At 68.6% G+C, this 23,589-nt stretch carries 24 protein-coding genes; 15 read left to right on the top strand and 9 right to left on the bottom strand.

Features of this window, described 5'->3' with window-relative positions; all coding sequences use genetic code 11:
• Nucleotides 1–19: 19 nt before the first annotated feature.
• Nucleotides 20–799 (bottom strand): CPBP family intramembrane glutamic endopeptidase, encoded by a 780-nt coding sequence (locus RZO50_RS11625; RefSeq protein ID WP_322599891.1) that lies wholly within the window; start codon nucleotides 797–799, stop codon nucleotides 20–22.
• Between the two features lie 162 nt (nucleotides 800–961).
• On the opposite strand from RZO50_RS11625, the gene RZO50_RS11620 reads away from it, so the two are divergent.
• From RZO50_RS11620 to RZO50_RS11610, 3 genes are all read left to right on the top strand, one after another.
• Nucleotides 962–2,740 (top strand): ABC transporter family substrate-binding protein, encoded by a 1,779-nt coding sequence (locus RZO50_RS11620; protein ID WP_322599890.1) that lies wholly within the window; start codon nucleotides 962–964, stop codon nucleotides 2,738–2,740.
• A 79-nt stretch (nucleotides 2,741–2,819) separates the two neighbouring features.
• Nucleotides 2,820–4,367: an ABC transporter permease gene (locus RZO50_RS11615; protein ID WP_322599889.1), complete on the top strand. Its 1,548-nt coding sequence runs from the start codon at nucleotides 2,820–2,822 to the stop codon at nucleotides 4,365–4,367.
• A gap of 1 nt (nucleotide 4,368) precedes the next feature.
• On the top strand, nucleotides 4,369–5,583 hold the full coding sequence (locus tag RZO50_RS11610) for an ABC transporter permease (RefSeq protein ID WP_416211596.1): 1,215 nt from the start codon (nucleotides 4,369–4,371) through the stop codon (nucleotides 5,581–5,583).
• 11 nt (nucleotides 5,584–5,594) lie between these two features.
• Here RZO50_RS11610 and RZO50_RS11605 read toward each other — a convergent pair whose 3' ends face one another.
• Nucleotides 5,595–6,191, bottom strand: coding sequence for a PH domain-containing protein (locus RZO50_RS11605; RefSeq protein WP_322599888.1), 597 nt, complete (start codon nucleotides 6,189–6,191; stop codon nucleotides 5,595–5,597).
• Between the two features lie 51 nt (nucleotides 6,192–6,242).
• Here RZO50_RS11605 and RZO50_RS11600 point away from each other — a divergent pair, with 51 nt between their 5' ends.
• The 8 genes from RZO50_RS11600 to RZO50_RS11565 all read left to right on the top strand — a co-directional run bounded on the left by RZO50_RS11600 (nucleotide 6,243) and on the right by RZO50_RS11565 (nucleotide 14,446).
• Nucleotides 6,243–7,916, top strand: a complete 1,674-nt coding sequence (locus RZO50_RS11600; RefSeq protein WP_322599887.1) for an ABC transporter ATP-binding protein — start codon at nucleotides 6,243–6,245, stop codon at nucleotides 7,914–7,916.
• Between the two features lie 124 nt (nucleotides 7,917–8,040).
• Nucleotides 8,041–9,954, top strand: a complete 1,914-nt coding sequence (typA, locus tag RZO50_RS11595) for a translational GTPase TypA (RefSeq protein WP_322599886.1) — start codon at nucleotides 8,041–8,043, stop codon at nucleotides 9,952–9,954.
• A gap of 45 nt (nucleotides 9,955–9,999) precedes the next feature.
• Complete coding sequence (locus tag RZO50_RS11590; RefSeq protein ID WP_322599885.1) at nucleotides 10,000–10,734, top strand: AzlC family ABC transporter permease; 735 nt, start codon at nucleotides 10,000–10,002, stop codon at nucleotides 10,732–10,734.
• On the top strand, nucleotides 10,731–11,045 hold the full coding sequence (locus tag RZO50_RS11585) for an AzlD domain-containing protein (protein WP_322599884.1): 315 nt from the start codon (nucleotides 10,731–10,733) through the stop codon (nucleotides 11,043–11,045). The genes RZO50_RS11590 and RZO50_RS11585 overlap by 4 nt, the downstream gene beginning before the upstream one ends.
• A gap of 36 nt (nucleotides 11,046–11,081) precedes the next feature.
• Nucleotides 11,082–11,465 carry a DUF6113 family protein gene (locus RZO50_RS11580; protein WP_322599883.1) on the top strand — a complete coding sequence of 128 codons (384 nt, stop codon included), beginning with the start codon at nucleotides 11,082–11,084 and terminating at the stop codon, nucleotides 11,463–11,465.
• Nucleotides 11,466–11,475: 10 nt separating this feature from the next.
• A complete protein-coding gene (gene fdxA / locus RZO50_RS11575) occupies nucleotides 11,476–11,796 on the top strand; it encodes a ferredoxin (RefSeq protein WP_322599882.1) in 321 nt (106 codons plus the stop codon).
• 2 nt (nucleotides 11,797–11,798) lie between these two features.
• Entirely contained in the window at nucleotides 11,799–12,938 is a 1,140-nt protein-coding gene (dapC, locus tag RZO50_RS11570) for a succinyldiaminopimelate transaminase (protein WP_322599881.1), read from the top strand.
• A 209-nt stretch (nucleotides 12,939–13,147) separates the two neighbouring features.
• Nucleotides 13,148–14,446, top strand: coding sequence for a citrate synthase (locus RZO50_RS11565; RefSeq protein ID WP_322599880.1), 1,299 nt, complete (start codon nucleotides 13,148–13,150; stop codon nucleotides 14,444–14,446).
• A 33-nt stretch (nucleotides 14,447–14,479) separates the two neighbouring features.
• On the opposite strand, the gene ppk2 is transcribed toward RZO50_RS11565, so the two are convergent.
• From ppk2 to dapD, 3 genes are read right to left on the bottom strand one after another with little or no spacing between them, the layout of a single operon-like run.
• Nucleotides 14,480–15,277 (bottom strand): polyphosphate kinase 2, encoded by a 798-nt coding sequence (gene ppk2, locus RZO50_RS11560; RefSeq protein ID WP_322599879.1) that lies wholly within the window; start codon nucleotides 15,275–15,277, stop codon nucleotides 14,480–14,482.
• A gap of 37 nt (nucleotides 15,278–15,314) precedes the next feature.
• Nucleotides 15,315–15,923, bottom strand: coding sequence for an ElyC/SanA/YdcF family protein (locus tag RZO50_RS11555; protein ID WP_322599878.1), 609 nt, complete (start codon nucleotides 15,921–15,923; stop codon nucleotides 15,315–15,317).
• 4 nt (nucleotides 15,924–15,927) lie between these two features.
• Nucleotides 15,928–16,884: a 2,3,4,5-tetrahydropyridine-2,6-dicarboxylate N-succinyltransferase gene (gene dapD / locus RZO50_RS11550; RefSeq protein WP_322599877.1), complete on the bottom strand. Its 957-nt coding sequence runs from the start codon at nucleotides 16,882–16,884 to the stop codon at nucleotides 15,928–15,930.
• 43 nt (nucleotides 16,885–16,927) lie between these two features.
• On the opposite strand from dapD, the gene dapE reads away from it, so the two are divergent.
• The 3 genes from dapE to RZO50_RS11535 all read left to right on the top strand — a co-directional run bounded on the left by dapE (nucleotide 16,928) and on the right by RZO50_RS11535 (nucleotide 19,444).
• Nucleotides 16,928–18,001 carry a succinyl-diaminopimelate desuccinylase gene (gene dapE / locus RZO50_RS11545; RefSeq protein WP_322599876.1) on the top strand — a complete coding sequence of 358 codons (1,074 nt, stop codon included), beginning with the start codon at nucleotides 16,928–16,930 and terminating at the stop codon, nucleotides 17,999–18,001.
• The gene (locus tag RZO50_RS11540) at nucleotides 17,986–19,197 is read left to right on the top strand and encodes a hypothetical protein (RefSeq protein WP_322599875.1); all 1,212 of its coding nucleotides are present in this window, start codon (nucleotides 17,986–17,988) and stop codon (nucleotides 19,195–19,197) included. Before dapE ends, RZO50_RS11540 begins: the two co-directional genes overlap by 16 nt.
• A gap of 73 nt (nucleotides 19,198–19,270) precedes the next feature.
• Nucleotides 19,271–19,444 carry a DUF3117 domain-containing protein gene (locus tag RZO50_RS11535; RefSeq protein ID WP_064485917.1) on the top strand — a complete coding sequence of 58 codons (174 nt, stop codon included), beginning with the start codon at nucleotides 19,271–19,273 and terminating at the stop codon, nucleotides 19,442–19,444.
• Nucleotides 19,445–19,510: 66 nt separating this feature from the next.
• On the opposite strand, the gene RZO50_RS11530 is transcribed toward RZO50_RS11535, so the two are convergent.
• Nucleotides 19,511–20,152 carry an O-methyltransferase gene (locus RZO50_RS11530; RefSeq protein ID WP_322599874.1) on the bottom strand — a complete coding sequence of 214 codons (642 nt, stop codon included), beginning with the start codon at nucleotides 20,150–20,152 and terminating at the stop codon, nucleotides 19,511–19,513.
• A 72-nt stretch (nucleotides 20,153–20,224) separates the two neighbouring features.
• Here RZO50_RS11530 and RZO50_RS11525 point away from each other — a divergent pair, with 72 nt between their 5' ends.
• Entirely contained in the window at nucleotides 20,225–20,593 is a 369-nt protein-coding gene (locus RZO50_RS11525; protein WP_322599873.1) for a Sec-independent protein translocase family protein, read from the top strand.
• A gap of 12 nt (nucleotides 20,594–20,605) precedes the next feature.
• Here the strand turns inward: RZO50_RS11525 and RZO50_RS11520 are convergent, their stop codons facing one another.
• Genes RZO50_RS11520 through RZO50_RS11510 form a run of 3 tightly spaced genes read right to left on the bottom strand, consistent with a single transcriptional unit; the run spans nucleotide 20,606 to nucleotide 23,585 of the window.
• Nucleotides 20,606–21,757 (bottom strand): Mrp/NBP35 family ATP-binding protein, encoded by a 1,152-nt coding sequence (locus RZO50_RS11520; protein ID WP_322599872.1) that lies wholly within the window; start codon nucleotides 21,755–21,757, stop codon nucleotides 20,606–20,608.
• Nucleotides 21,754–22,290, bottom strand: a complete 537-nt coding sequence (locus RZO50_RS11515) for a DUF1003 domain-containing protein (protein ID WP_322599871.1) — start codon at nucleotides 22,288–22,290, stop codon at nucleotides 21,754–21,756. The genes RZO50_RS11520 and RZO50_RS11515 overlap by 4 nt, the downstream gene beginning before the upstream one ends.
• Nucleotides 22,290–23,585, bottom strand: coding sequence for a magnesium transporter MgtE N-terminal domain-containing protein (locus RZO50_RS11510; protein WP_322599870.1), 1,296 nt, complete (start codon nucleotides 23,583–23,585; stop codon nucleotides 22,290–22,292). Before RZO50_RS11510 ends, RZO50_RS11515 begins: the two co-directional genes overlap by 1 nt.
• Nucleotides 23,586–23,589 lie beyond the last annotated feature (4 nt).

Below are 23,589 nucleotides of genomic sequence, written 5' to 3'. Positions count from 1 at the left end.
GGCGGATGGGGCGGGAGGGTTAGAAGAGGGAGGGCCAGAGGGCGACGGCGAGGGGGTAGCCGACGAAGGCGACCACATCGAGCAGGGTGTGGGCGATCACGAGGGGCATCACGCGCCCCCAGCGGTGGTAGCACCAGCCGAAGACGACGCCCATCGCGATGTTCCCCACGATCGCGCCGAACCCCTGGTAGGCGTGGTAAGCGCCGCGCAGCGCCGCGGTCGAGAGGATGATCGTCCAGGTCGACCACCCCACACGCCGGAGCCGGTCGAAGAGGTACGCGATGAAGATGACCTCCTCGGTCAGCCCCGCGCGGAGGGCGGAGAGGACCAGGAGTGGCACCGTCCACCACGCCGCGTCCAGCGGGGAGGCCACGACCGACACGGTCACTCCGAGCGCGCGGCCGGCCGCATAGAGGGCAAGGCCCGGGATGCCGATCACGGCCGTCAAGAGCACACCGCGGCCGACGTCGACGCCGAAGCGCGAGAAATCCAGGCCGATGCCGCGCAGGGCATTCCGACCGGGCTCCCACAGCAGATAGACGACGAGCCCCACCAGGGCGAGGTCGAAGAAGACGTCGAGGACGCGGTAGAGCGCATCCCACAGGGCCAGTTCGTCGCGCGCGGTGTTCAGCTGCGCCTGCTGCTCGCCGAGAGGGGTCTCCACCAGCAACCGACGCGCGAGCGACAGCACGCTGTAGATCGCGGACTGGCCGACGGTGATCGCCAGGACCAAGCCGATTTCCCACCACGTGCGGGCATTGCCGAAACGTGCAGAAGCAGGAGCAGGGGAGACAGCCACGTTGTCAGATTGCCACAGGCCGGGGGAAACGAGTTAAGGGTATGTAACGTTTTGGGGCGGAAGTTTGATAGTTGCTTACCGGGTGCTTAGGGTTCAGTGATATCTGGCGGTCACCGGTGACTCAACCGGGACTGCAATCACCATGCACTGGAGGACATCAGCGTGAAGAGAACACGTCTGGCTGCGGGTGCGGGTCTGATCACCGCGGGAGCTCTCGCTCTCGCCGGCTGCTCGGTCCCGTATGAGTCAGAGGTCATCGAGGACACCGAGATCACGGTTTCCTGGAACGACATCATCGACAACTTCAACACCGCGAGCACATCGGGCAACAACGTCGCCAACTCGAACGTCACCTACATGACGACGTCGGCGTTCAACTACTACAACGACTCGCCTGAACTCGTTCAGAACACCGAGTTCGGTTCCTACGAGAAGACCAGCGACGACCCGCTGACCGTCGAGTACACCATCAACGAGGACGTCGTCTGGTCGGACGGCACCCCCGTCGACGAGGCCGACATGCTCCTGTCGTGGGCCTACATCTTCGGCGCCTTCGAGACCGAGGACGGCTTCCTCTTCAACTACGCGAACCCGCGTCCGGAGCTGGCCACGCAGGTCCCCGAGATCGAGGACAACAAGCTGACCCTCGTCTACGACGTGCCCTACGTCGACTGGGAGGTGCAGTTCAGCACCGGTTCGGTCGCCGCGCACGCCGCGGTCATGCTGGCCTACCCCGAGATCGAAGACCCGCAGGAGGCCAAGGACCAGCTGGTCGAGGCCATCCAGAACGGTGACGAGGGGTGGCTCGCCCCCGTGGCGGAGGCCTGGGAGCTCGAATTCCAGCAGGCGAACACCCCCGACAACGAGCTGGTGACCCTGTCGTACGGTCCCTACATCGTCGAGGAGCTCGTCGAGGAGGACTACGTGACCCTCGTCGCGAACGAGTCCTTCGCGTGGGGTCCGTCGCCGAAGTACCAGCGCGTGACGATCCGTCAGATCGCCGACCCCACCGCTCAGGTGCAGTCGCTGCAGAACCAGGACGTGCAGGTGGCCTCGGGTCAGCCCACGCCCGACGTGCTGCAGCTGGTCCAGGAGACCGAGACGGCCGACTACTACACCGGTGACGAGGCGACCTACGAGCACGTCGACCTCACCTTCAACAACGGCGGTCCGTTCGACCCCGCGACCTACGGTGGCGACGAGGACAAGGCGCAGATGGTGCGCACCGCGTTCCTCAAGACCATCCCGCGCGAGGAGATCGTCGAGAAGCTGATCCGTCCGCTGAACCCGAACGCCGAGGTCCGCAACTCGATCCTGCAGATCCCCGGTTCGCCCATGTACGACCCGATCGTCGAGGCGAACGGCTCGGCCGAGTACGGCGAGGTCGACATCGAGGGTGCCAAGCAGCTCCTCGCCGACGCCGGCGTCGAGGCCCCCGTCGACGTGAAGTTCTGGTACCCGGAGGGCAACGAGCGTCGCGCCGCCGAGTACGAGCTCATCGCCACCTCGGGCGCTCTCGCGGGCTTCAACGTGATCGACGACTCCGAGCCCAACTGGGAGTTCACCGACACCGCCGCGAACCCGATCAACCCGCACGACGCGGTGATCTTCGCCTGGGCGTCGACCAGCCTCGCGCTGACCGGCACCGACCAGTACCTCGGCACGGGGCAGCCCTCGAACTTCGGTGGCTACTCGAACGAGATCGTCGACCAGCGTCTGAAGGACCTGGAGACCGAGCTGGATGAGGACGAGCAGATCCAGATCCAGATCGACGTGGAGAAGGAGCTGTGGACCGACGGCTACGGCATCACCCTCTACCAGTTCCCGGGTCTGACGGCATGGGACAAGGGCGTCGAGGGCATCGCCCCGGCTCCGCTCGCGCCGTACTACTTCTGGAACTTCTGGGAGTGGGCGCCGACGGCCGGCGCTGACGCCGAGTAAGCGAAACGCTGTGGTGGTGGGCCGGGTGCTCCGCATCCGGCCCACCACCCACGTTGGATGACCCAAAGGACCCCTCTCGGTGCTCTCGTTCGTGGCCCGGCGACTCGTCGCCACCCTTCTCGTACTCCTCGTCGCCTCATACGTCGTCTATGTTCTGACGGCCATCTCCGGCGACCCCCTCGAAGAACTGCGGCAGAGCCGTGATCAGAACGCACAGTTCCTGATCGCGGACCTCACCCAGAAGCTGCAGCTCGACGTCCCCCCGACCCTCCGCTACTTCACGTGGCTGCCCGGCGCCGCCGGATGTCTGATCGGTCAGTGCGACCTCGGCATCTCCGTCGCCCGAGGTGAATTGCCCGTCACCGAGGTCATCGCCACCGCGATGGGCTCGACCCTGCAGCTGATCACCGTCGCAACGGTGCTGTCGATCCTGTTCGGTGTCGCGATCGGTATGACCACCGCGCTGCGCCAGTACAGCGGATACGACTACACGGTGACCTTCGCCACCTTCGTCTTCTACTCGCTGCCCGTGTTCTGGGTGGCCGTCATCCTGAAGCAGTACGGCGGCATCGCCTTCAACCAGTTCTTGGGGGACCCGACGATCCCCTGGTGGGCGATCCTCATCTTCGCCTTGGTGGCCGGTTTCGTCTTCATGGCGATCGTCGGTGGATCGCTCAGCACACGGATAAAGACGTTCGTGTTCACCGGCATCGCCGGCGGGGTGTTCCTGGCGATCCTCACGGTCACGAACTGGTTCGAGCAGCCCTCGATCGGCCTGGTCGGCGTCATCGTGTTCGCGATCGGCAACGCGCTCATCGTCGCGAGCCTGACGACAGGTTTGAAGGACCGAACGGCGCTCATCGCCTTCGGACTGGCCGCCGTCGTCGGACCGGTCGCGCTCTACTACCCGTTCCAGTACCTGTTCTTCTTCGGGAACGCCTGGTGGACGATCCTCATCGCCGCCGTCGCCCTCGTCGCGATCGGCGTGCTGGTGGGCCTCCTGTTCGGCGGTGACCGCAAGGCGTACATGGCGCGAATCGTCGGACTGGCTGCGGGCCTCGGGACGATCCCGCTCGTCTTCGACCAGATGTTCCAGCGCTGGGCGACGTACGAGTCGATCATCCCGCTTTCCAGTGGCGTCATCTCGACCATCGGCGCGTCGACGCCGGCGATCGACCGCACCGATGACTACTGGCTGCAGATGCTCGACTCGCTCACGCACCTGATCCTGCCGACTCTGACCCTCATGCTGATCTCGCTCGCGGCGTACACCCGGTACTCGCGTGCGAGTCTGCTCGAGGTCATGAACCAGGACTACGTGCGTACCGCTCGCGCGAAGGGCCTGTCGGAGCGGGTCGTGGTGATGCGCCACGCCTTCCGCAACGCCATGATCCCGATCGCGACGATCATCGCCTTCGACTTCGGAGGCCTGATCGGCGGTGCGGTGATCACCGAGACGGTCTTCGCCTGGAAGGGCATGGGGGCGGTCTTCTCGGATGCGTTGGGCCACACCGACGTCAACCTGATGATGGGCTTCTTCCTCGTGACCGGAGTGCTCGCCGTCCTCTTCAACATCATCGCCGACCTGCTGTACTCGGCGCTGGACCCCCGAATCCGGGTGAGCTGACATGTCGAATCAGAATCAACACAACCCCCAGGAAGCCAATCCGAACGACCTCCTCCCCAACGAGGACGACTTCGAGAGCCGGCACCGCGACGACCGTGGGCGGGAGATGTCGATCGAGCAGCGCTCGACGGCTGGTCTCAGCCAGGGCGCCATCGTGCGGCGGCGCTTCCTGCACCATCGCGGGGCGATCGTCTCGCTGGTCGTCTTCGGCCTCATCGTGCTGCTCGCCTTCACCTCGGTCGGGACGGTCATCGGCGGCACCGGCGACTACACGGTCGACCCGGCCACCGGGACGCTCGTGATCGACGGGTTCCGCATAGCCGGCTGGTATCCGAAGGACTGGTGGACCCGCTACGACATCGTCAACGGGGGTGCGCCGACCCTTCAGCTGTGGCCGCTGCAGTTCGGAGAGCACCCGTTCGGTCAGGACGACCTCGGTAAGGACATGTTCGCGCGAGTCATGCGCGGCACGCAGCAGTCACTGCTCGTCGTCTTCCTGGTGGGCATCCTCGCGACGGTCATCGGCACCGTCATCGGTGCGGTCTCGGGCTTCTACCGCGGCTTCACCGACTCGCTGCTGATGCGCCTGACCGATGTCATCATCATCATCCCGATCCTCGTGCTGGCCGCGGTGCTGGCCCGTACGGTGGGCGGCAACGCCGTCACCATCGGAGTGGTCATCGGCATCCTGGCGTGGACCGGACTGGCCCGCCTCGTCCGCGCGGAGTTCCTCGCGCTGCGCGAACGCGAGTTCGTCGACGCCGCGCGAGTGGCCGGGGCCAGCGACCGACGGATCATCTTCACCCACATCCTGCCGAACACGGTCGGGGTCATCGTCGTGAACGCGACGCTGCTCATGAGCGCGGCGATCCTGATCGAGGTCTCGTTGAGCTTCCTCGGTTTCGGCATCCGCACCCCGGACATCTCCCTGGGCCAGCTCATCAACGAGTATCAGGGGGCGTTCTCGACACGGCCGTGGCTGTTCTGGTGGCCGGGCGTGTTCATCATCGCCATCGCACTGTGCATCAACTTCGTCGGCGACGGGCTGCGCGACGCGTTCGATCCCCGCCAGAAGCGCGTGCCGAACTTCAACGGACCGATGGCCGAGATGCGACGGTGGTGGGCGGCCCGCGGCGCGGATCGCACCGGCGCCGGCGCGATCACCGCGGGGTCCGCGGCCGATGACGCTCCGGGCAGCACGGGCCGGAAATCCTGACGATGCCCGCCCTACAGCACCACCGACAGGACCACTGCACCGACGAGGACGACGCCTGCCGCGATCGTCGTGGTGTGCAGACGCACCTCGACGGCTCCCAGGGTTTCGTCGAGGGCGCCCGCGTCACGCAACTGCTCCCACCGGCGGCGGACGATGTACGCCGCGGCGCCGGATTCGGAACCGACCAGGTCGCCCGGACGGACGGTGCCGGCGACGTAGCTGGACTCGGGGAGGTGCTGGCCCTGTTCACGGCGGGCGAGCATGAGACTGTGTCGTCCCGGCGCGGGAGCGGCCCACGCGGCCACGCGCATGCCGGGGGTGTACAACGTCAAGGCGAAGCGCGTGTCGATGCGCTGGATCTTGGTGAACGGTACGCGGATGGTGCGGAAGACGTTCTCGACGGTCACCGCATCGTCGTCGACTCTGACGGCCGGGCGCCAGTAGCCTGCCCACATCGCGAAGGCGAACAGGGCGAGCAGCGGCACGGCCTGGACGCCGGCGGTCGGGGATTGGACGACGACGGTCACCGCGGCGGCCGCGCACACCGCGATGACCACCGCGGACAGGACACGACCGAACCGGGGACGCAGGACATGGGCTTCGGACACATTCTTATCGTCGCAGACGCGGCATGAACGACTCTTGAAAGGCATCACCACGTGAACGAGACGCAGGCAGGTACCGCGCCGGTGCTCGAAGTGCGAGACCTCGGCATCGACTTCTGGGTCGAGGGCGAGTGGGTCTCGGCTGCCCGCGGCATCAACTACACCCTCCACCCGGGGGACGTGCTCGCCATCGTGGGCGAGTCCGGCTCGGGCAAGAGCACGAGCTCGATGGGGGTGCTGGGGCTGCTGCCGGGCAACGGCCGTGCCTCCGGAAGCGCCAAGCTCGACGGCAGCGAGCTCATCGGGGCGTCCCCGGCGAAGCTGCGCAAGGTCCGCGGCAAGGGGATCTCCGTGATCTTCCAGGAGCCGATGACCGCCCTGAACCCCGTCTACACCATCGGGTACCAGATCATGGAGGCGCTCCAGATCCACAACCCGAACATGCACAAGGCGGAAGCCTCCGCGCGCGCCCTCGAGCTGCTCGCACAGGTCGAGATGCCCGACCCGAAGAAGGCGTTCGACTCGTTCCCGCATCAGCTCTCGGGCGGTCAGCGCCAGCGCGCGATGATCGCGCAGTCGATGTCGAACGACCCGAAGCTGCTCATCGCCGATGAACCGACCACGGCCCTCGACGTGACGGTCCAGGCCGAGATCCTCGACCTGATGCGGCGTCTGCACACCGACATGGGTTCGGCGATCGTGCTCATCACGCACGACATGGGTGTCGTCGCCGACCTCGCCGACCAGGTGATCGTCATGAAGGACGGCGCCGTCGTCGAGCACGGCAAGGTCGCTGACGTCTTCCGACAGGCGCAGCACCCCTACACGCAGGCGCTGCTGGCATCCGTGCCGCACCTCGGCGCGACCTCCACGGAACAGTCCGCCCCGGCCAAGCGGCTCGGCGCCGACAACGTGCTCCACATGAAGGACCTCGTGATCGAGTATCCCAAGCGTGGCCGCGTACCGGCCTTCCGCGCTGTCGACGGTGTCGATCTGGACATCCGCCAGGGCGAGGTCGTGGGGCTCGTCGGCGAGTCGGGGTCGGGGAAGACGACCATCGGCCGCGCGGCGATCGGTCTGCTGCCGGTGCACTCGGGAGAGCTCGAGGTCGCCGGACGCAGGATGGCGGGCGTCTCCCGTGGCGATCTGCGCAGTGTCCGCCGAGACATCGGCATCGTCTTCCAGGATCCCGGCTCGTCGCTGAACCCCCGCATCCCGGTGGGTGAGTCGATCGCCGAGCCGTTGCTCCTGGCGGGCGGGTTCGGTCGCAAGGAGATGAACCAGCGCGTCGAGGAACTCCTCGACGCGGTCGAACTGCCGAGATCGATGCGCAACCGCTACCCGCACGAACTGTCCGGCGGGCAGCGCCAGCGCATCGGGATCGCCCGCGCGCTGGCGCTCAAGCCCAAGCTCCTCGTTGCGGACGAACCCACGAGCGCCCTCGACGTATCCGTGCAGGCGCGTGTGCTCGACCTCTTCCAGGATCTGCAGCGCGACCTCGGGTTCGGCTGTTTGTTCGTCACCCATGACCTCGCCGTCGTCGACCAGCTCGCCGACCGGATCGCGGTGATGCACAACGGCAAGCTCGTCGAGATCGGCACGCGCGACCAGATCTTGCGCGACCCGCAGGACCCCTACACGCGGCGCCTCATCTCCGCCGTGCCGGTGCCCGATCCCGACGAGCAGCGTCAGCGGCGCGAGGCGCGCACCGCCGCCAAGGGCGACTGATCCCGTCGGCGTCCGCGAGCCGGGCGCCAAGGCTGAGAGGCACGTGACAGGGCGCGCGAAGGCGCCCGGTAGAGTAGGAAGGCCCGGTTCCGGGCACATTCCCTCACTCGGCAAGGACACCCCCATGGCGCACGCCCTTCGCACCGACCTCCGCAACGTCGCGATCGTCGCGCACGTCGACCACGGCAAGACCACCCTCGTGGATGCGATGCTGCGGCAGACCGGCTCGTTCGGCGACCACGCCAACGTCGAAGAGCGCGCGATGGACTCCAACGACCTGGAGCGTGAGAAGGGCATCACGATCCTCGCCAAGAACACCGCGATCACCTACAACGGCGCGCACACCGACGAGGCTGTGACGATCAACGTGATCGACACCCCCGGGCACGCCGACTTCGGCGGCGAGGTCGAGCGCGGTCTGTCGATGGTCGACGGTGTCGTTCTGCTGGTCGACGCCTCCGAGGGACCGCTGCCGCAGACCCGGTTCGTGCTGCGCAAGGCGCTGGAGGCGAAGCTTCCCGTCATCCTGCTGGTCAACAAGACCGACCGTCCCGACGCGCGCATCGCCGAGGTCGAGGAGGAGGCCCACGATCTGCTGCTGGGTCTCGCCTCCGACCTGCAGGAAGACGTTCCGGACCTCGACGTCGACGCACTGCTGGACGTGCCGGTGGTGTACGCCTCCGGACGCGCCGGAGCCGCGTCCCGCACTCGGCCGGCCAACGGGGATCTGCCGGACAACGACGATCTCGAGCCGCTGTTCGAGGCGATCCTCCAGCACGTGCCCGCCCCCGCCTACGACGACGAGGCCCCGCTGCAGGCGTGGGTCACCAACCTCGACTCCAGCCCGTTCCTCGGTCGCCTGGCGCTGCTGCGCGTCTTCAACGGCACGCTGAAGAAGGGGCAGACGGTCGCGTGGGTGCGGCACGACGGCTCGCACTCGACCGCCCGCATCACCGAGCTGCTGAAGACCCGCGCCCTCGAGCGCTACCCGGCCGAGTCGGCCGGCCCCGGCGACATCGTCGCCATCGCAGGTTTCGAGGACATCACGATCGGTGAGACCATCGCCGATCCCGAGGACGTCCGGCCGCTGAAGGCCATCACGGTCGACGACCCCGCGATCTCGATGACCATCGGCACCAACACCTCGCCGCTGGTCGGCAAGGTCAAGGGCCACAAGCTCACCGCGCGCATGGTCAAGGACCGCCTCGACCGTGAGCTCATCGGAAACGTGTCGCTGAAGGTCGTCGACATCGGTCGCCCCGACGCGTGGGAGGTGCAGGGCCGCGGCGAGCTGGCGCTGGCGATCCTCGTGGAGAACATGCGACGCGAGGGCTTCGAGCTGACGGTCGGAAAGCCCCAGGTCGTCACGCGCAAGGGCGAGGACGGCAAGATCAAGGAGCCGTTCGAGCACCTCACGATCGATGCTCCCGAGGAGTACCTCGGCGCGATCACGCAGCTGATGGCGGGCCGCAAGGGCCGCATGGAGACGATGGTCAACCACGGGACCGGCTGGGTGCGCATGGAGTTCGTCGTGCCTTCCCGCGGTCTCATCGGCTTCCGCACCGAGTTCCTCTCGGCCACGCGCGGAACCGGCATCGCCAACGCCATCTCGCACGGCTACGACGACTGGGCCGGCCAGATCGTCGCCCGTCAGAACGGATCGATCGTGGCCGACCGTGCCGGTGTCGCGACGCCGTTCGCGATGATGGCCCTGCAGGAGCGCATGTCGTTCTTCGTCCAGCCCACCGAGGAGGTCTACGAGGGCATGGTCGTGGGAGAGAACACCCGCTCCGAGGACATGGATGTGAACATCACCAAGGAGAAGAAGCTCACCAACATGCGCTCGTCGACCGCGGACGAGCTGGAGAAGCTGACGCCCCCGCGTCAGCTCTCGCTGGAGGAGTGCCTGGAGTTCGCCCGCGAGGACGAGTGCGTGGAGGTCACGCCCGAGCGGGTCCGGATCCGCAAGGTGATCCTCGACCAGACGGAGCGTGCACGCCAGACCAGCCGCCTGAAGCGTCAGGACGCCAACGCCTGATCCGACTCCGGGACGCCCGTGTCGGTGAGGGATGAGGCGGCGCCGATGGACGACGAGGCCGAGGCTCGCGCCGCGTGGCGCGAGGCGCTCGGAGTGGCGGTGGCGACCAGTGCGTACGGCATTTCGTTCGGCGCGCTCGCGGTGGCGGCCAGCTTGGACGTGTGGCAGACGTGCGTGCTGAGCCTGCTGATGTTCACCGGCGGTTCGCAGTTCGCGTTCGTCGGCGTGGTCGCCGCGGGCGGTCTGGCGGCGGCGCCGTCGGCGATCGCCTCCGCCGCGCTGCTGGGTGTGCGCAACATCGCCTACGGGATGCGGATGTCTCCGCTCATCGGGCGGGGCCGGCTCAGGCGGCTGGCCGCCGCGCCGTTCACGATCGACGAGTCGACCGCTGTCTCCCTGGCGCGACGCACACCGCGCGCCCGGAGAATCGGCTTCTGGGTCACCGGGATCGGCATCTACGTGGGATGGAACCTGTCCACCCTCGCCGGTGCACTCCTGGGGGATGTGTTGGGCGATCCCCGCGCCTACGGCCTGGACGCCGCGGCGGCCGCCGCCTTCCTCGCGCTGCTGTGGCCGAGACTGCGGATGCGGCAGCCCATCGCGGTCGGGATCGCCGCCGCCGTCGTGGCGACGATGCTCACCCCCGTCCTCATGCCGGGCGTCCCGGTGCTCGTGGCGGCCGTCGTGGCGGTGGTGGTGGGCTGGACGAACTGGCTCGGTCGCGACGTGTCGCCCCCGGAGGAACCGGACGATGTGCCGGAGAGGGAAGGTCTGCCGTGACGATGTGGACGGCCATCCTCGTGGCCTCGATCATCTGCGTGGTGTGGAAGACGCTCGGATACCTCGTGCCGCCGCGTCTGCTCGAAGCGCCGCGCCCCGCGCGCACCGCGGATCTGCTCACCGTCGCCTTGCTTGCCGCGCTCGTCGCGGTCCAGACGCTCGGGGACGGGCAGGCGGTGACACTGGATGCCCGGGTCCCCGCCGTCGCCGTCGCGGCCGGTCTCCTTCTGGTGCGCGCGCCGTTCCTCGTCGTCGTGGCCGCTGCGGCGGTCACCGCGTCGCTGCTTCGCGCGCTCGGCTGGGCCGCGTGACGCTCGACGAGTGCGTGGGGAGACTAGGCTGTCGGGGTGAACTCCTCGCTGCCGGTCCGCGTCGCCACGTGGGCGCTCGCCCTCGTGATCGGCGCGTTCTACGGCCTGGCCGGGACGATCGGGCATGCCTATACCCTCGCCGGTGTTCCGGTCGGCCTCGCGGTCGCGATCATCGGGTCCGCGGCACTGCTCGTCGCCGTCCGCCTGCTGACCGGTGATCGCTGGTCGACGCTGGCCACCGGTCTGGGGATGATGGTCACCACCCTGGTGTTCTCGGGCGAGGGGCCTGGAGGCTCGGTGGTGGTTCCGCAGACGGAGATCTCTCTCGTGTGGACCTTCGCCGTTCCCGTGGTGGTCGCCCTGGTGGTGGCGTGGCCGCACATGCCCTCCCGCGACGAGCGCGCGCCACGCAGCGCGTAGACTCGGACCCGTGACATATGTGATCGCCCTTCCGTGCGTGGACGTCAAAGACCGCGCATGCATCGACGAGTGCCCGGTCGACTGCATCTACGAGGGGGAGCGGTCGCTCTACATCCATCCCGACGAATGCGTCGACTGCGGTGCGTGCGAGCCGGTGTGTCCCGTCGAGGCGATCTACTACGAAGACGATCTGCCCGACCAGTGGCAGGACTACTACAAGGCCAACGTCGAGTTCTTCGACGGCGTGGGATCGCCGGGCGGGGCCGCCAAGGTCGGTGTCATCGCGAAGGATCACCCGATCATCGCGGCGCTGCCGCCGCAAGAGCACTGACCGTGGGAGTCGCCGACCTCGCCGATTACCCGTGGGACGCCGTTGCCCCTTACGCGGAGCGGGCGCGTTCTCATCCCGACGGCATCGTCGACCTCTCGATCGGTTCACCCGTCGATCCGACCCCGACCGTGATCGCCGGGGCGATCCAGGCGGCGACAGACGCGCACGCGTATCCGCAGACGATCGGGACCACCGCGCTGCGTGAGGCGATCGCGCAGTGGTACGCACGGCGGCGGGGAGTTTCCGGGCTCACTCCGGCGCACGTCCTGCCGACGATCGGGTCGAAGGAGCTGGTCGCCCTCCTGCCGTTGCTGCTCGGACTCGGACCGGGGGATGTCGTGGTGCACCCCCGTGCGGCCTATCCGACCTATGAGGTGGGGGCGCGTCTGGTCGGCGCGACACCGGTGAGTTCCGATGACCCCGATGAGTGGCCCGACGGTACGCGTCTGGTGTGGCTGAACTCGCCGGGAAACCCGGATGGTCGCGTGCTGGATGCCGCTGCCCTTCGTCGGGCGGTCGGGCGCGCCCGAGCGCTGGGGGCGGTGGTGGCCTCCGACGAGTGCTACGCGCTGCTGGGCTGGGACGCACCGTGGGATGAGCTCGACATCCCGTCTGCGCTCGACCCGGAGGTCACCGGGGGAGAGCTCACCGGCCTCCTCTCGGTCTACTCCCTCAGCAAGCAGTCGAACCTCGCCGGTTATCGCGCGGCCTTCCTCGCCGGAGATCCCGCGCTGATCACCAGCCTGCTGACCGCCCGGAAGCATCTCGGGCTGATGCTCCCTGCGCCCGTGCAGGCCGCGATGGTCGCGGCATTGCGCGACGACGCGCACGTGGACGAGCAACGCGAGCGGTACAGACGGCGGCGTGAGATCCTCCTCCCCGCCGTGCGGGAGGCGGGATTCCGCGTGGACGCGAGCGAAGCGGGTCTGTACCTGTGGGCCACGGAGGGACGTGACGCGTGGGAGAGCGTCGGGCGCCTGGCCGAGCTGGGGATCCTCGCCGGGCCCGGGCATTTCTACGGGCCTCATCACCCGCATCACATCCGACTCTCCCTCACGGCGCACGATGAACGCATCGAGGCCGCCGCCGAGCGCCTGAGGGCGGCGCAGCCACGTCGCACAGCCGCTCCTGCCTCGGAGTGAGCTCGGCCCACCAGGTCCGGCCGATAGGAGGGTTCCCCCACCAGGTACCCGTCATCTTTGGCTGTGTCATCAGTGGGCGCTCGCCATGGGTAGGCTGTAGAACGCGCGGCCATCGCGAACATCGCCTTCCGCGCCGACCAGGACACCACCGTGAGGTGGCCGACCGGGTCGACGACCCCCGGGACGACCAGAAATCGCAAGGAGGCGCCGTGAGCGACGCGGGCATTCAGCAGGACAACGCCGCCATCACCATCGGTGGCACCACGACCGAATTCCCGCTGGTGCGCGGCACCGAGGGCGCACCGAGCATCGACGTCTCGGCGCTGACGAGGAAGACCGGATACACGACCCTGGACTACGGGTTCGTGAACACCGCCGCGACGAAGTCGGCGATCACCTACATCGACGGCGACCAGGGCATCCTCCGCTATCGCGGGTACCCCATCGAGCAGCTGGCGAAGCACTCCAGCTATCTCGAGGTCGCGTGGCTGCTGCTGTACGGCGAGCTCCCCAGCGCGTCGGAGCTCGAGGCGTTCGATGCCCGTATCCGCCGACACACCCTCCTGCACGAAGATCTCAAGCGGTTCTTCTCGTCCCTGCCGCCGACGGCGCACCCGATGTCGGTGCTCTCGGCAGCCACGGCAGCCCTGTCGACGTACTACGAGGACGAGTCCGACCCCCACAACCCCGAGCACGTCGAGCTGAACACCATCCGCATGCTCGCCAAACTCCCGGTGATCGCCGCCTACGCCCACAAGAAGAGCGTCGGCCAGGCTTTCCTGTACCCGGACAACGGGCTGAGCTTCGTGGACAACTTCCTCAAACTCAACTTCGGTGTGCTCAGCGAGATCTACGAGGTCAACCCGGTCATGTCGCGCGCCCTCGAGCGCCTTCTCATCCTGCACGAAGACCACGAGCAGAACGCGTCGACCTCGACCGTGCGCCTGGTCGGTTCCACCGGGGCGAACCAGTTCTCGTCGATCTCCGCCGGCATCAACGCCCTCTACGGTCCGCTGCACGGCGGTGCGAACGAGGCTGTCCTGGCGATGCTCGGGCAGATCCGCGACTCGGGTGAGAGCGTGCAGCGCTTCGTCGAGCGGGTCAAGAACAAGGAGGACGGGGTCAAGCTGATGGGCTTCGGCCACCGCGTCTACAAGAACTACGATCCGCGTGCAAAGCTCGTCAAGGAGTCCGCGGACGAGGTGCTCGAAGCGCTGGGAGTGAGCGACCCGCTCTTGGATCTTGCCAAGGAGCTCGAGGAGATCGCTCTCAGCGACGATTACTTCAAGGAACGCCGGCTCTACCCGAACGTGGACTTCTACACGGGTGTCATCTACAAGGCGATGGGCTTTCCCACCCGCATGTTCACGCCACTGTTCGCCATCGGTCGGTTGCCGGGGTGGCTCGCGCACTGGCGGGAGATGCAGACCGACCCGCAGACGAAGATCGGACGTCCTCAGCAGGTGTACATCGGTTCGCCGCAGCGCGATTACCCCGGCATCGGCTGACCCGCCGCCCGCGAGCCGCGCGGTGCGGGGAGGTCAGTCCTCGAGTGTGGCCGCGTGGTCGGGGACGAGGCCGGTACCGTTGCGGGGCGGACGCTCGTATCCTCGCGACGCGGGCCGCTCCGGGATCTCGATGGGCTCGCGGTCGACGGCCGCGTACGGGATCTGCGAGAGCAGGTGCGCGATCATGTTGATCCGGCCGCGGCGCTTGTCCTCGTTGTCGACCTCGAACCACGGAGACTCCGGGATGTCCGTGTGCACGAACATGGTGTCTTTCGCGCGCGAGTAGTCCTCCCATTTCGTGATCGACAGCACGTCGTTGGGGCTGAGCTTCCATCGACGCATGGGATCCTCGTTGCGCGATCGGAACCGGTTCTCCTGCTCGACGTCGGAAACCGAGAACCAGTACTTCAGCACCTGGATGCCCTCTTCGACGAGCATGCGCTCGAAGATCGGCGCCTGGTGGAGGAACCGGTGATACTGGGCGTTCGAGCAGTACCCCATGACATGTTCGACGCCGGCTCGGTTGTACCAGGACCGGTCCATGAGCACGATCTCGCCCGCGGCGGGAAGATGAGGCACGTAGCGTTGGAAGTACCACTGCGTCCGTTCGCGCTCGGTCGGCGTGGGCAGAGCGACGATGCGGGTCACACGGGGGTTGAGGTACTCGGCGACCCGCTTGATCGTCGAGCCCTTGCCGGCCGCGTCCCGCCCCTCGAACAGCACGATGATGCGCGCGCCGGTCGCTTGCACCCACGCCTGCATGTCGACCAGCTGCGCCTGCAGGCGGCGCAGCTCTTTCTCGTACGTCTTCTTCGCAAGCCGGTGACCCATGCCGCTGAGCATACGCGCGGGGCCTCGGCGGGAGAACTCAGGCGGGCGGCAGGCGGCGATGGTGACGGATCGAGACCAGCGCGCCGACGACCTTGAAGGGGAGGACCTCGCCGAAGCGGTGGTCGGCGGCGCGGCGCAGACGCAGCGCGAGATCAGGTCGGACACGGCGCAGTTCGTCTCGCGCCATCTCGGCATGTGGAGGGTTTGAGACGAGGACGATGACGTCGGCGTCCTCGAGGAGGGGGATCACGTGGCGGATGTTGTCACGGGTGGACAGGCTTTCCGCCTCGAGCCGCATCGGCCCGCGGTAGCCGCGTCTCCGGGCATAGCGCGCCATGATCCGTGCCTCGGGCTCTGCGCTGTGCACGGGACCGCCGCTCAGGATGAGCGTCGAGTGCACGGCGCGAGGATCGATCGATCGGATGCCGGCCCGCACGCGGTAGCGGTTGACGGCGTTGGCGCGGGAGCCGCGGTTCCCGTACCCGAGCACGACGACCGCCTCGCGAGTGGGGGCCCGTGCCGGGAGCGCGGGGACGCCCCGGCGGCTGGCGAGAGCATCGTAGACCTCGGCGGCGACGGCGACGGCGACCGCGGCGCCGACCGCCAGCAGGGCCGCCGCGGCCAGGCATCGCCGCCGCCGCGGCATTCGCTCAGGCGTGGAGTGCCTCGTTCAGAGTGACCCCCACGCCCTCGCGGGAGAGGGCCTCGATCGCGCCGGTGACGGAGTTGCGACGCAGAAGCAGACCGTCCCGGCCCGACAGGTCGCCGCCCTTGACGGTGGGGCGGGCGCCGTCGGCTCGCGGCGTTCGGTCGGCCAGGACGATCTTGGACCCCGCCGTCACGTAGAGACCCGCTTCGACGACGCAGTCGTCGCCGAGAGAGATGCCGATGCCGGCGTTCGCGCCCAGGAGGGTCCGTGCGCCGATGGCGACCTTGTGCGACCCGCCGCCGGAGAGGGTCCCCATGATGGAGGCCCCGCCGCCGATGTCGCTGCCGTCGCCGACGACGACTCCCTGGGAGATGCGCCCTTCGACCATCGAGGCGCCCAGGGTGCCGGCGTTGAAGTTCACGAATCCCTCGTGCATCACGGTCGTGCCGGGGGACAGGTAGGCGCCGAGCCGCACACGCGAGGCATCGGCGATGCGGACGCCCTCGGGCGTGACGTAGTCGAGCAGTCGGGGAAATTTGTCCAGGCCCTGCACCTGGATGCCGTCGCGCAGGAGGAACGGGCGCAGCCGCGTCGCGTCGTCGGGGTGCATCGGGCCGGCGTTCGTCCACGCGACGTTGGGAAGGTGCCCGAAGACGCCGTCGAGGTTGAGGCCGTTCGGCCGCACGAGGCGGTGGGAGAGCGCGTGAAGGCGGAGGTAAGCGTCGGAGGTGCCGGCGGGTGCGGCGTCCATGTCGATCTCGACGGTGACCAGCTCGACGCGGACCCCGCGACGCTCATCCGGAACGGCCAGATGATCGAGGTTCTCGGACGCCGCGGCCGGGTCGTATCCGCCCGGGATGCGGCCGAGGGCGGGAGCGGGGAACCACGTGTCCAACACCGTTCCCGCATCGGTCACCGTCGCGAGGCCTGTGCCCCACACCCATCTGTCATCGCTCATGCCTCCACGCTACCGGCTGGGATGCGGTCGTTAGACTCGGGGGATGCCGGGCCTCGATCTCACCGCCACGTCCGTCGACCTCACGCGCGCGATCTGCGACATACCCAGCGTCTCCGACGACGAGACCGCGCTGGCCGACGCGATCCACCTCGCCCTCGCGGAGCACCATCACCTCGACCTGCACCGCGACGGCGACACGATCGTCGCCCGTACCGATCTGGGGCGTGATCGACGTGTGGTCATCGCCGGTCACATCGACACCGTCCCGATCAACCACAACGTCCCCACCCGCGACATCGACATCGACGGTGAGCCGTTCCTGTGGGGGCGCGGAACGGTCGACATGAAGGCGGGCGTCGCGGTGCAGCTGAAACTCGCCGCCGAACTGACCGACCCCGATGTCGACATCACGTGGATGTGGTACGACCACGAAGAAGTCGCTGCGGAGCGCAACGGGCTCACGCGCCTCGCGCGAAACAGCCCGGAGATGTTCGCGGGAGACTTCGCGATCCTCGGTGAGCCCTCCAACGGCCAGGTCGAGGGGGGCTGCAACGGCAATCTGCGGGCGGTCGTGCGCACCGACGGTGTGCGCGCGCACAGCGCCCGCTCGTGGATCGGCGAGAACGCGATCCACAAGGCCGCGCCGATCCTCGCCCGGCTGGCCGAGTACCGCGCGAAGGAAGTCGGCGTCGAGGGTCTGCAATACCGGGAGGGCCTGAACGCGGTGCGCGTGAACGGCGGGGTCGCCGGCAACGTGATTCCCGACGCCTGCGAGGTCGAGGTCAACTACCGCTTCGCGCCGAGCCGCGACGGGGCCGAGGCGGAGCGGCACGTGCGCGAGGTGTTCGCCGGCTTCGACGTCGAGGTGGTCGACCTGGCCGAAGGTGCTCGACCCGGGTTGGATTCGCCGCTGGCGCAGGAGTTCCTTGCCGCCGTCGGCGCCGAACCCCGCCCCAAGTACGGCTGGACCGACGTCGCCCGGTTCTCGGCGATGGGGGTACCCGCCGTCAACTACGGTCCCGGGGACCCCCACCTGGCCCACCACGACGAGGAGCGGGTGGCGCTGTCGCAGATCATGGAGGTCGAGCGCGGCTTGCGAGCGTGGTTGAGCGCGTGACGGCGGGGGCGGCCTCCACCACGATCCGCCCCGCCGTCCGCGTCGCGCTCGTCTATCTGCTCGCCCGGCTGGTCACGACCGGGTTCTTCCTGTCGGCCTCGGCCATCGCTCCCGCCGACGCCCGCCACGGTCGGGACGCGACGCTCGGGACGTACGTGCTGGCGTGGGATGCCCAGTGGTACTGGCTGATCGCCTTCCAGGGATACCCCGTCGATCTCCCGCTCACCGAAGCCGGGCAGGTCGCGGAGAACGCCTGGGCGTTCATGCCTTTGTACCCGGTCCTGTCGGCGGTGGTCTCGCTGCCCTTCGGCCACTGGGGTGTCGGGGCGTTCCTGGTCACCCTCGCCGCCGGGTACGGGTGCGCGCTGGTGCTCCATGGGATGTTCCGGGAGCGGCTGGGTGAGGGGGCGGCCCTGTGGGGTGTGGTGTTCTTCTCCGCCGGCCCGCTCGCGGCGCTGCTCCAAGTGGGATACGCCGAGGCACTGTTCCTGTTCTTCCTGCTTCTGGCGATCCGGTGCGTGCAGACCCGACGGTACGGGTGGCTCTATGCGCTCATACCGCTCATGGGATATACGCGGCCAGGCGTGCTGGCGTTCGGACTGTTCTTGGCGCTGTTCGGTCTCTGGCGACTGACTCGGCGAGAGGTCGAACCGGTGACGCGACATGACGTCATCCACATCCTGTCCCTCGGCGCGCTTGCCACCGTGGTGGGGTTCTCCTGGCAGGTGATCGCGGCGGTCGTCACGGGAGACCCGGCCGCCTACCTCGACACCGAACTCGCGTGGCGACGCCTGTGGGTGGGGGACAGCGGGGGGTTCGTCCCGTTCGAAGGCTGGGTGCAGGGCGCTGCGTTCTGGTTCCCGCGCTGGGGGCTGCCCGCGTGGACGGGTGTGATCGCCCTCCTCGGGATCGTGGCAGCCGTCGCTGCCCTGCTGTTGTTCGAACCGCACGTGAAGCGGCTGGGGGTCGAGGTGCGCCTGTGGTCGGCCAGCTATCTCGTCTACCTGCTCGCGGTGTTCTTCCCGCAGTCCAGCACCTTCCGGCTGCTCTTCCCCCTTTCGCCCCTCGCCGGCGCCCTCGCCGTCCCCGCGTCGCGGAGGTGGCGGATCGGGGTGCTCGTGGCCTGCCTCATCGGGCAGTGGCTGTGGGTCTACAACATGTACACGCTCGGAAACACGTTCTGGCGCATTCCCTGATCACCGAATTCCGGCGTTGCGCGGGCGCGCACGATAAACTCGTACGGCAGACCTCCATAGAAAGGGAGCCACGATGGCAGCGATGAAGCCGAGAACCGGAGACGGGCCGATGGAGGCCGTGAAGGAGGGGCGCCTCATCATCGTGCGGGTTCCGCTCGAGGGTGGTGGCCGACTGGTCGTCTCTGTGAACGACGCGGAAGCCAAGGAGCTTCACGACGTTCTGGGGGGAGTCGTCAGCGCAGCCTGACGCTCGTTCTCGTCGCACGGACGAAAGGCCGGTCCTCGGACCGGCCTTTCGCCTTGCCCGGCCCGCTCAGCGGGATTCCGCGGGGAGCGTGGTCAGTTGCAGCAGTCCCTCGCCGACGATGGACAGGGCGCCGATGACGGCCGATGAGGACTGCGTCTCCTGGATGAGGGAGCGGTACGCGGCGGTGAGGGGATCGCGGCGGACGGGGTCCGAGACGGATCCACCGCCGAGCACCCGGGGCACCAGCACCGTGCCGCCCGCGCGGACCAGACGAAGCCCGTGCTCGACGTACTCGATGACGCCCTCGGGATCGGCGTCGACGAAGACGATGTCGTAGGAGGCCTCGTTCATGCGCGGAAGGACCTGCGCAGCCCGGCCCGTGATGAACCGAGCCCGTGCCGCCGGCACACGCGCCTCGGCGAACGCCTGGCGTGCGGCCCCGAGGTGTTCGGGCTCGCTGTCGATCGTGGTGAGTGTGGCGCGCGGCGAGCCGTGGAGCAGCCACAGACCGGACACACCCGCTCCGGTGCCGATCTCGACGATGTTCAGGGCGGCGGAGGATGCGGCGATGACGGCCGCCTGGGCGCCGACCTCGGGGCTGATGGGCGACGCGCCGAGCTCGAGGGCCGCCGCGCGGGCGCGTGCGATGTGATCGGGCTCGACGACGGATTCCGCCGCGAACCGCCGATCGGCGTCTTGATCTGGCATGTCGACTCCTTCCGGATCAGCTTAGGCGCCGCATCGCGTCGCCACGCTGAGGCGCGACGGTAATCTGGAGGGGTGTTCAACGGCCTGACGTTCGAGAAGCTGATGCTGATCCTCGTCATCGCCGCGTTCCTCCTCGGACCGGAGCGGTTGCCCCGCTATGCCGAGGCGCTCGCCGGCCTCGTGCGCCGCGTGCGTGCTTTCGCCCAGGGCGCGAAGACCCGCATGAAGGACGAGATGGGCGAGGACTTCGACGACGTCGACTGGCGTCAGCTCGATCCGCGCCAGTACGACCCCCGTCGCATCATCCGCGAGGCCCTCCTCGACGATGCTCCGGTCCCCAAGGCGGCCCCGGCCGCGACCGCACCGACCACGCCGGTCAAGCCGGTCACGAGCAAGCTCGAACCGGGGACCCGGCCCCCGTTCGACAGCGAAGCCACCTGACCACGCCTCGGCTCACCACGGACGGAGCGGGAGGGAGCGCCCCGACAGGTGGCGCGGTTGCGACGCGATGCGATTGGCCAGCGCCGCGACCGCTCGGGAGGCGGGATCGGCGGGGTCGGCGACGACACCGGGAACGCCGACGTCGCCCGCGGCCCGGAACGCAGGACTGAGCGGAACCGAGGCCACCACGTCCACCGGCTCGGCGTCGGTGGCGAGTGCATCCGCGACGGCGCGTCCGCCCCCGGCCCCGAAGACGTCCAGCTCGGTGCCGTCCGGCATGGTCATCGCCGCCATGTTCTCCACGACGCCGATCAGGCGCTGCCCGGTCTGACGAGCGACCAGGCCGCTGCGCACCGCCACATCCGATGCCGCCGGCTGCGGGGTGGTCACGACGAGGACCTCGGCATGGGGCAGGAGCTGGCCGACGGAGATCGCAACGTCTCCGGTGCCCGGCGGCATGTCCAGCAGCAGCACGTCCAGGTCGCCGAAGAACACATCGGTCAGGAACTGCTGCACCGTCCGATGCAGCATGGGGCCACGCCACGCGACGGCCCCGACCGGCCCGTCGGCGTCGCCGCGGCGCAGGAACATCCCGATCGAGACCGCTTTGACTCCGTGGGCGACCGGCGGGAGCATCAGGTCGTCGATGCGCGTCGGCACGGGCGCGTGCCCGTCGGGGCCGACCATGCCCAGCAGACCGGGGATGGAGAAGCCGTGCACGTCGGCGTCGATCAGACCGACCGCGAGCCCCCGAGCGGCGAGGGAGACGGCGAGATTCGCGGTGATGCTGGACTTGCCGACGCCGCCCTTTCCACTGGTGACGGCGATCACACGCGTCAGCGAGTCGGGGCCGAACGGCATCTGTCGCGCCGGACGGCCGTCGCGGAGCTTGTCGGTGAGGGCGCGGCGCTCCTCGGGCGTCATGACGCCGACCTGGAGGTCGACCGCGTCGACGCCGGTCACCGCGCCGGCCGCGTCGGTGACGTCCCGTGCGATGCGGTCTGCAGCGGGACACCCCACGATCGTGAGGGCGATGCCCACGTGCGCGGTGCCGCCGTCGACGTGCACGTCACGCACCATGTCGAGCTCACCCAGCGGTCGGCGCAGTTCGGGATCGGTGACGCCGGCGACGGCGGCGCGGACGCGGGAGGAGAGGTCGGTCACGAGGCGGGGGAGTCCTTCCGGGGGGCGTCGTCGAGGTGCGCGAGCATCTTCTTCAGCTCGCCGCGCAGGACGTCACGGGTCAGGGCCTCACCCTGCATGTCGGTCACCGCCATACGCAGGGCGACGATCTCGCGCGCCAGGTACTCGGTGTCGGCCAGGTTCCGTTCTGCGCGCTGCCGGTCCTGCTCGATCTGCACGCGGTCGCGGTCATCCTGGCGATTCTGCGCGAGCAGGATCAGGGGCGCGGCGTATGACGCCTGCAGCGAGAGCATCAGCGTCAACGCGGTGAAGCCGTTGGCGGCGGAGTCGAAGCGCAGATCCTGCGGCATCAGGGTGTTCCACGCGAGCCAGGCCGCGCAGAACCCGCTGAGGATCAGGAGGAAGGCGGGAGTGCCCATCGCGCGCGCGATCCACTCGGTGAAACGCCCGAACCGGTCGCGCGAGGGCTGCGGCGTGCGGCCGAGCACGCCGGAGCGGCCGCGGGGGGCGTCGAGGCCCCGGATGCGGGTGTTCTGCTTCTTCTCCCGCGCCATCATCGCCGCCTCGTCGGGATCGCGGCGGTCGTCGTGGGCACACCGGGGACCTCCGGTCCCTCGGTGTCGATCGAGCGCCAGTCGTCGGGCAGCAGGTGATCCAGGACGTCGTCGATCGACACGGCGCCGACCAGGCGTCGGGCAGGGTCGACGACGGGGACCGACACGAGGTTGTAGCTGGCGAGCATGCGTGCCACCTCCGAGGCCGCGGCCGTGGCGGGGATCGGATCGACGGAGTCGTCGATGATCGCCCCGAGCCGCTCGTGGGGCGGGTACCGAAGCATCCGTTGGAAGTGCACCGTCCCCAGGAGGCGTCCTGTCGGCGTCTCGTACGGCGGCAGGGTGATGAACACCGATGCCGCCAACGCCGGATGCAACTCGTGGCGGCGGATGAGGGCGAGGGCCTCGGCGACCGTGGACTCCGCCGACAGCACGATCGGTTCGTTGGTCATCAGCCCGCCCGCGGTGTCGGGCCCGTACTTCAGGAGGTCGCGCACATCCTGTGCCTCCTCGGGCTCCATCAGACCCAGCAGCTGCTCGGAGCGGACCTTGGGAAGCTGCCCGAGCAGATCGGCGGCATCGTCGGGTTCCATCGCGTCGAGGATGTCGGCGGCGCGCTCGTCGTCGAGCTGTTCGAGGATGTGCACCTGCTCGTCCTCGGGCATCTCCTCCAGAGCATCGGCGAGGCGGTCGTCGGGCAGCTCCTCGGCGACCTCGATGAGGCGGTCATCCGGGAGGTCGAGGAGGGTGTTGGCGAGGTCTGCGGGTTTGAGTTCGGAGAAGGTGGCCACGAGCTGTTCCGCGGACTGCGCCTCACCCGGCTCCTGATCCTCGCGCACCTGAGCCCAGGTCGAGAAGGTCGTGGCGCCCTTGGCGAACGGAGATCCACCCGACTTCGGTCGGCGCAGGAAGAGCTGCCCGATGTCCCAATCACCCAGTCGGCTGCGCTCGATGGCGACATCTTCGATGACGGCGGTGCCCGACCCGTCGCGCAGGAAAACCCGGCGCCCGAGGAGCTCCGCCATCACGCGGACTTCGCCGCCGCGCTGCTGGAACCGCCGCACGTTGATCAGGCCCGTCGTGATCACCTGTCCCGGGCGGATGGAGGTGACCCGGCCGATGGAGAGGAACACGTGGCGTCGGCCCGGGATCTCCACGATCAGGCCGACCACCCGGGGAGGGTCGTCGGCACGGAAGATGACGACGACGTCGCGGACCTTGCCCAGTCGGTCGCCCGCCGGGTCGAAGACGGCGCAGCCGGTCAGGCGGGCGACGAATACCCTCTGCGTGCTCACGATT

Origin of the sequence: Microbacterium xanthum, assembly GCF_034531355.1 — a bacterium.
Taxonomy (GTDB): Bacteria; Actinomycetota; Actinomycetes; order Actinomycetales; family Microbacteriaceae; genus Microbacterium; species Microbacterium xanthum.
Note: the sequence above shows the minus strand (reverse complement) of the source record. Positions and strands in the feature narration are given on the sequence as shown.

Excerpts from the sequence above, each read along its gene's own strand:
- ppk2 (WP_322599879.1), bottom strand. The coding sequence starts at position 15,277 with ATGGGTCACCGGCTTGCGAAGAAGACGTACGAGAAAGAGCTGCGCCGC.
- RZO50_RS11590 (WP_322599885.1), top strand. The coding sequence starts at position 10,000 with ATGGACGACGAGGCCGAGGCTCGCGCCGCGTGGCGCGAGGCGCTCGGA.
- RZO50_RS11610 (WP_416211596.1), top strand. The coding sequence starts at position 4,369 with ATGTCGAATCAGAATCAACACAACCCCCAGGAAGCCAATCCGAACGAC.
- RZO50_RS11515 (WP_322599871.1), bottom strand. The coding sequence starts at position 22,290 with ATGGCGCGGGAGAAGAAGCAGAACACCCGCATCCGGGGCCTCGACGCC.
- RZO50_RS11555 (WP_322599878.1), bottom strand. The coding sequence starts at position 15,923 with ATGCCGCGGCGGCGGCGATGCCTGGCCGCGGCGGCCCTGCTGGCGGTC.
- RZO50_RS11530 (WP_322599874.1), bottom strand. The coding sequence starts at position 20,152 with ATGCCAGATCAAGACGCCGATCGGCGGTTCGCGGCGGAATCCGTCGTC.
- dapE (WP_322599876.1), top strand. The coding sequence starts at position 16,928 with ATGCCGGGCCTCGATCTCACCGCCACGTCCGTCGACCTCACGCGCGCG.
- RZO50_RS11535 (WP_064485917.1), top strand. The coding sequence starts at position 19,271 with ATGGCAGCGATGAAGCCGAGAACCGGAGACGGGCCGATGGAGGCCGTG.
- typA (WP_322599886.1), top strand. The coding sequence starts at position 8,041 with ATGGCGCACGCCCTTCGCACCGACCTCCGCAACGTCGCGATCGTCGCG.
- dapD (WP_322599877.1), bottom strand. The coding sequence starts at position 16,884 with ATGAGCGATGACAGATGGGTGTGGGGCACAGGCCTCGCGACGGTGACC.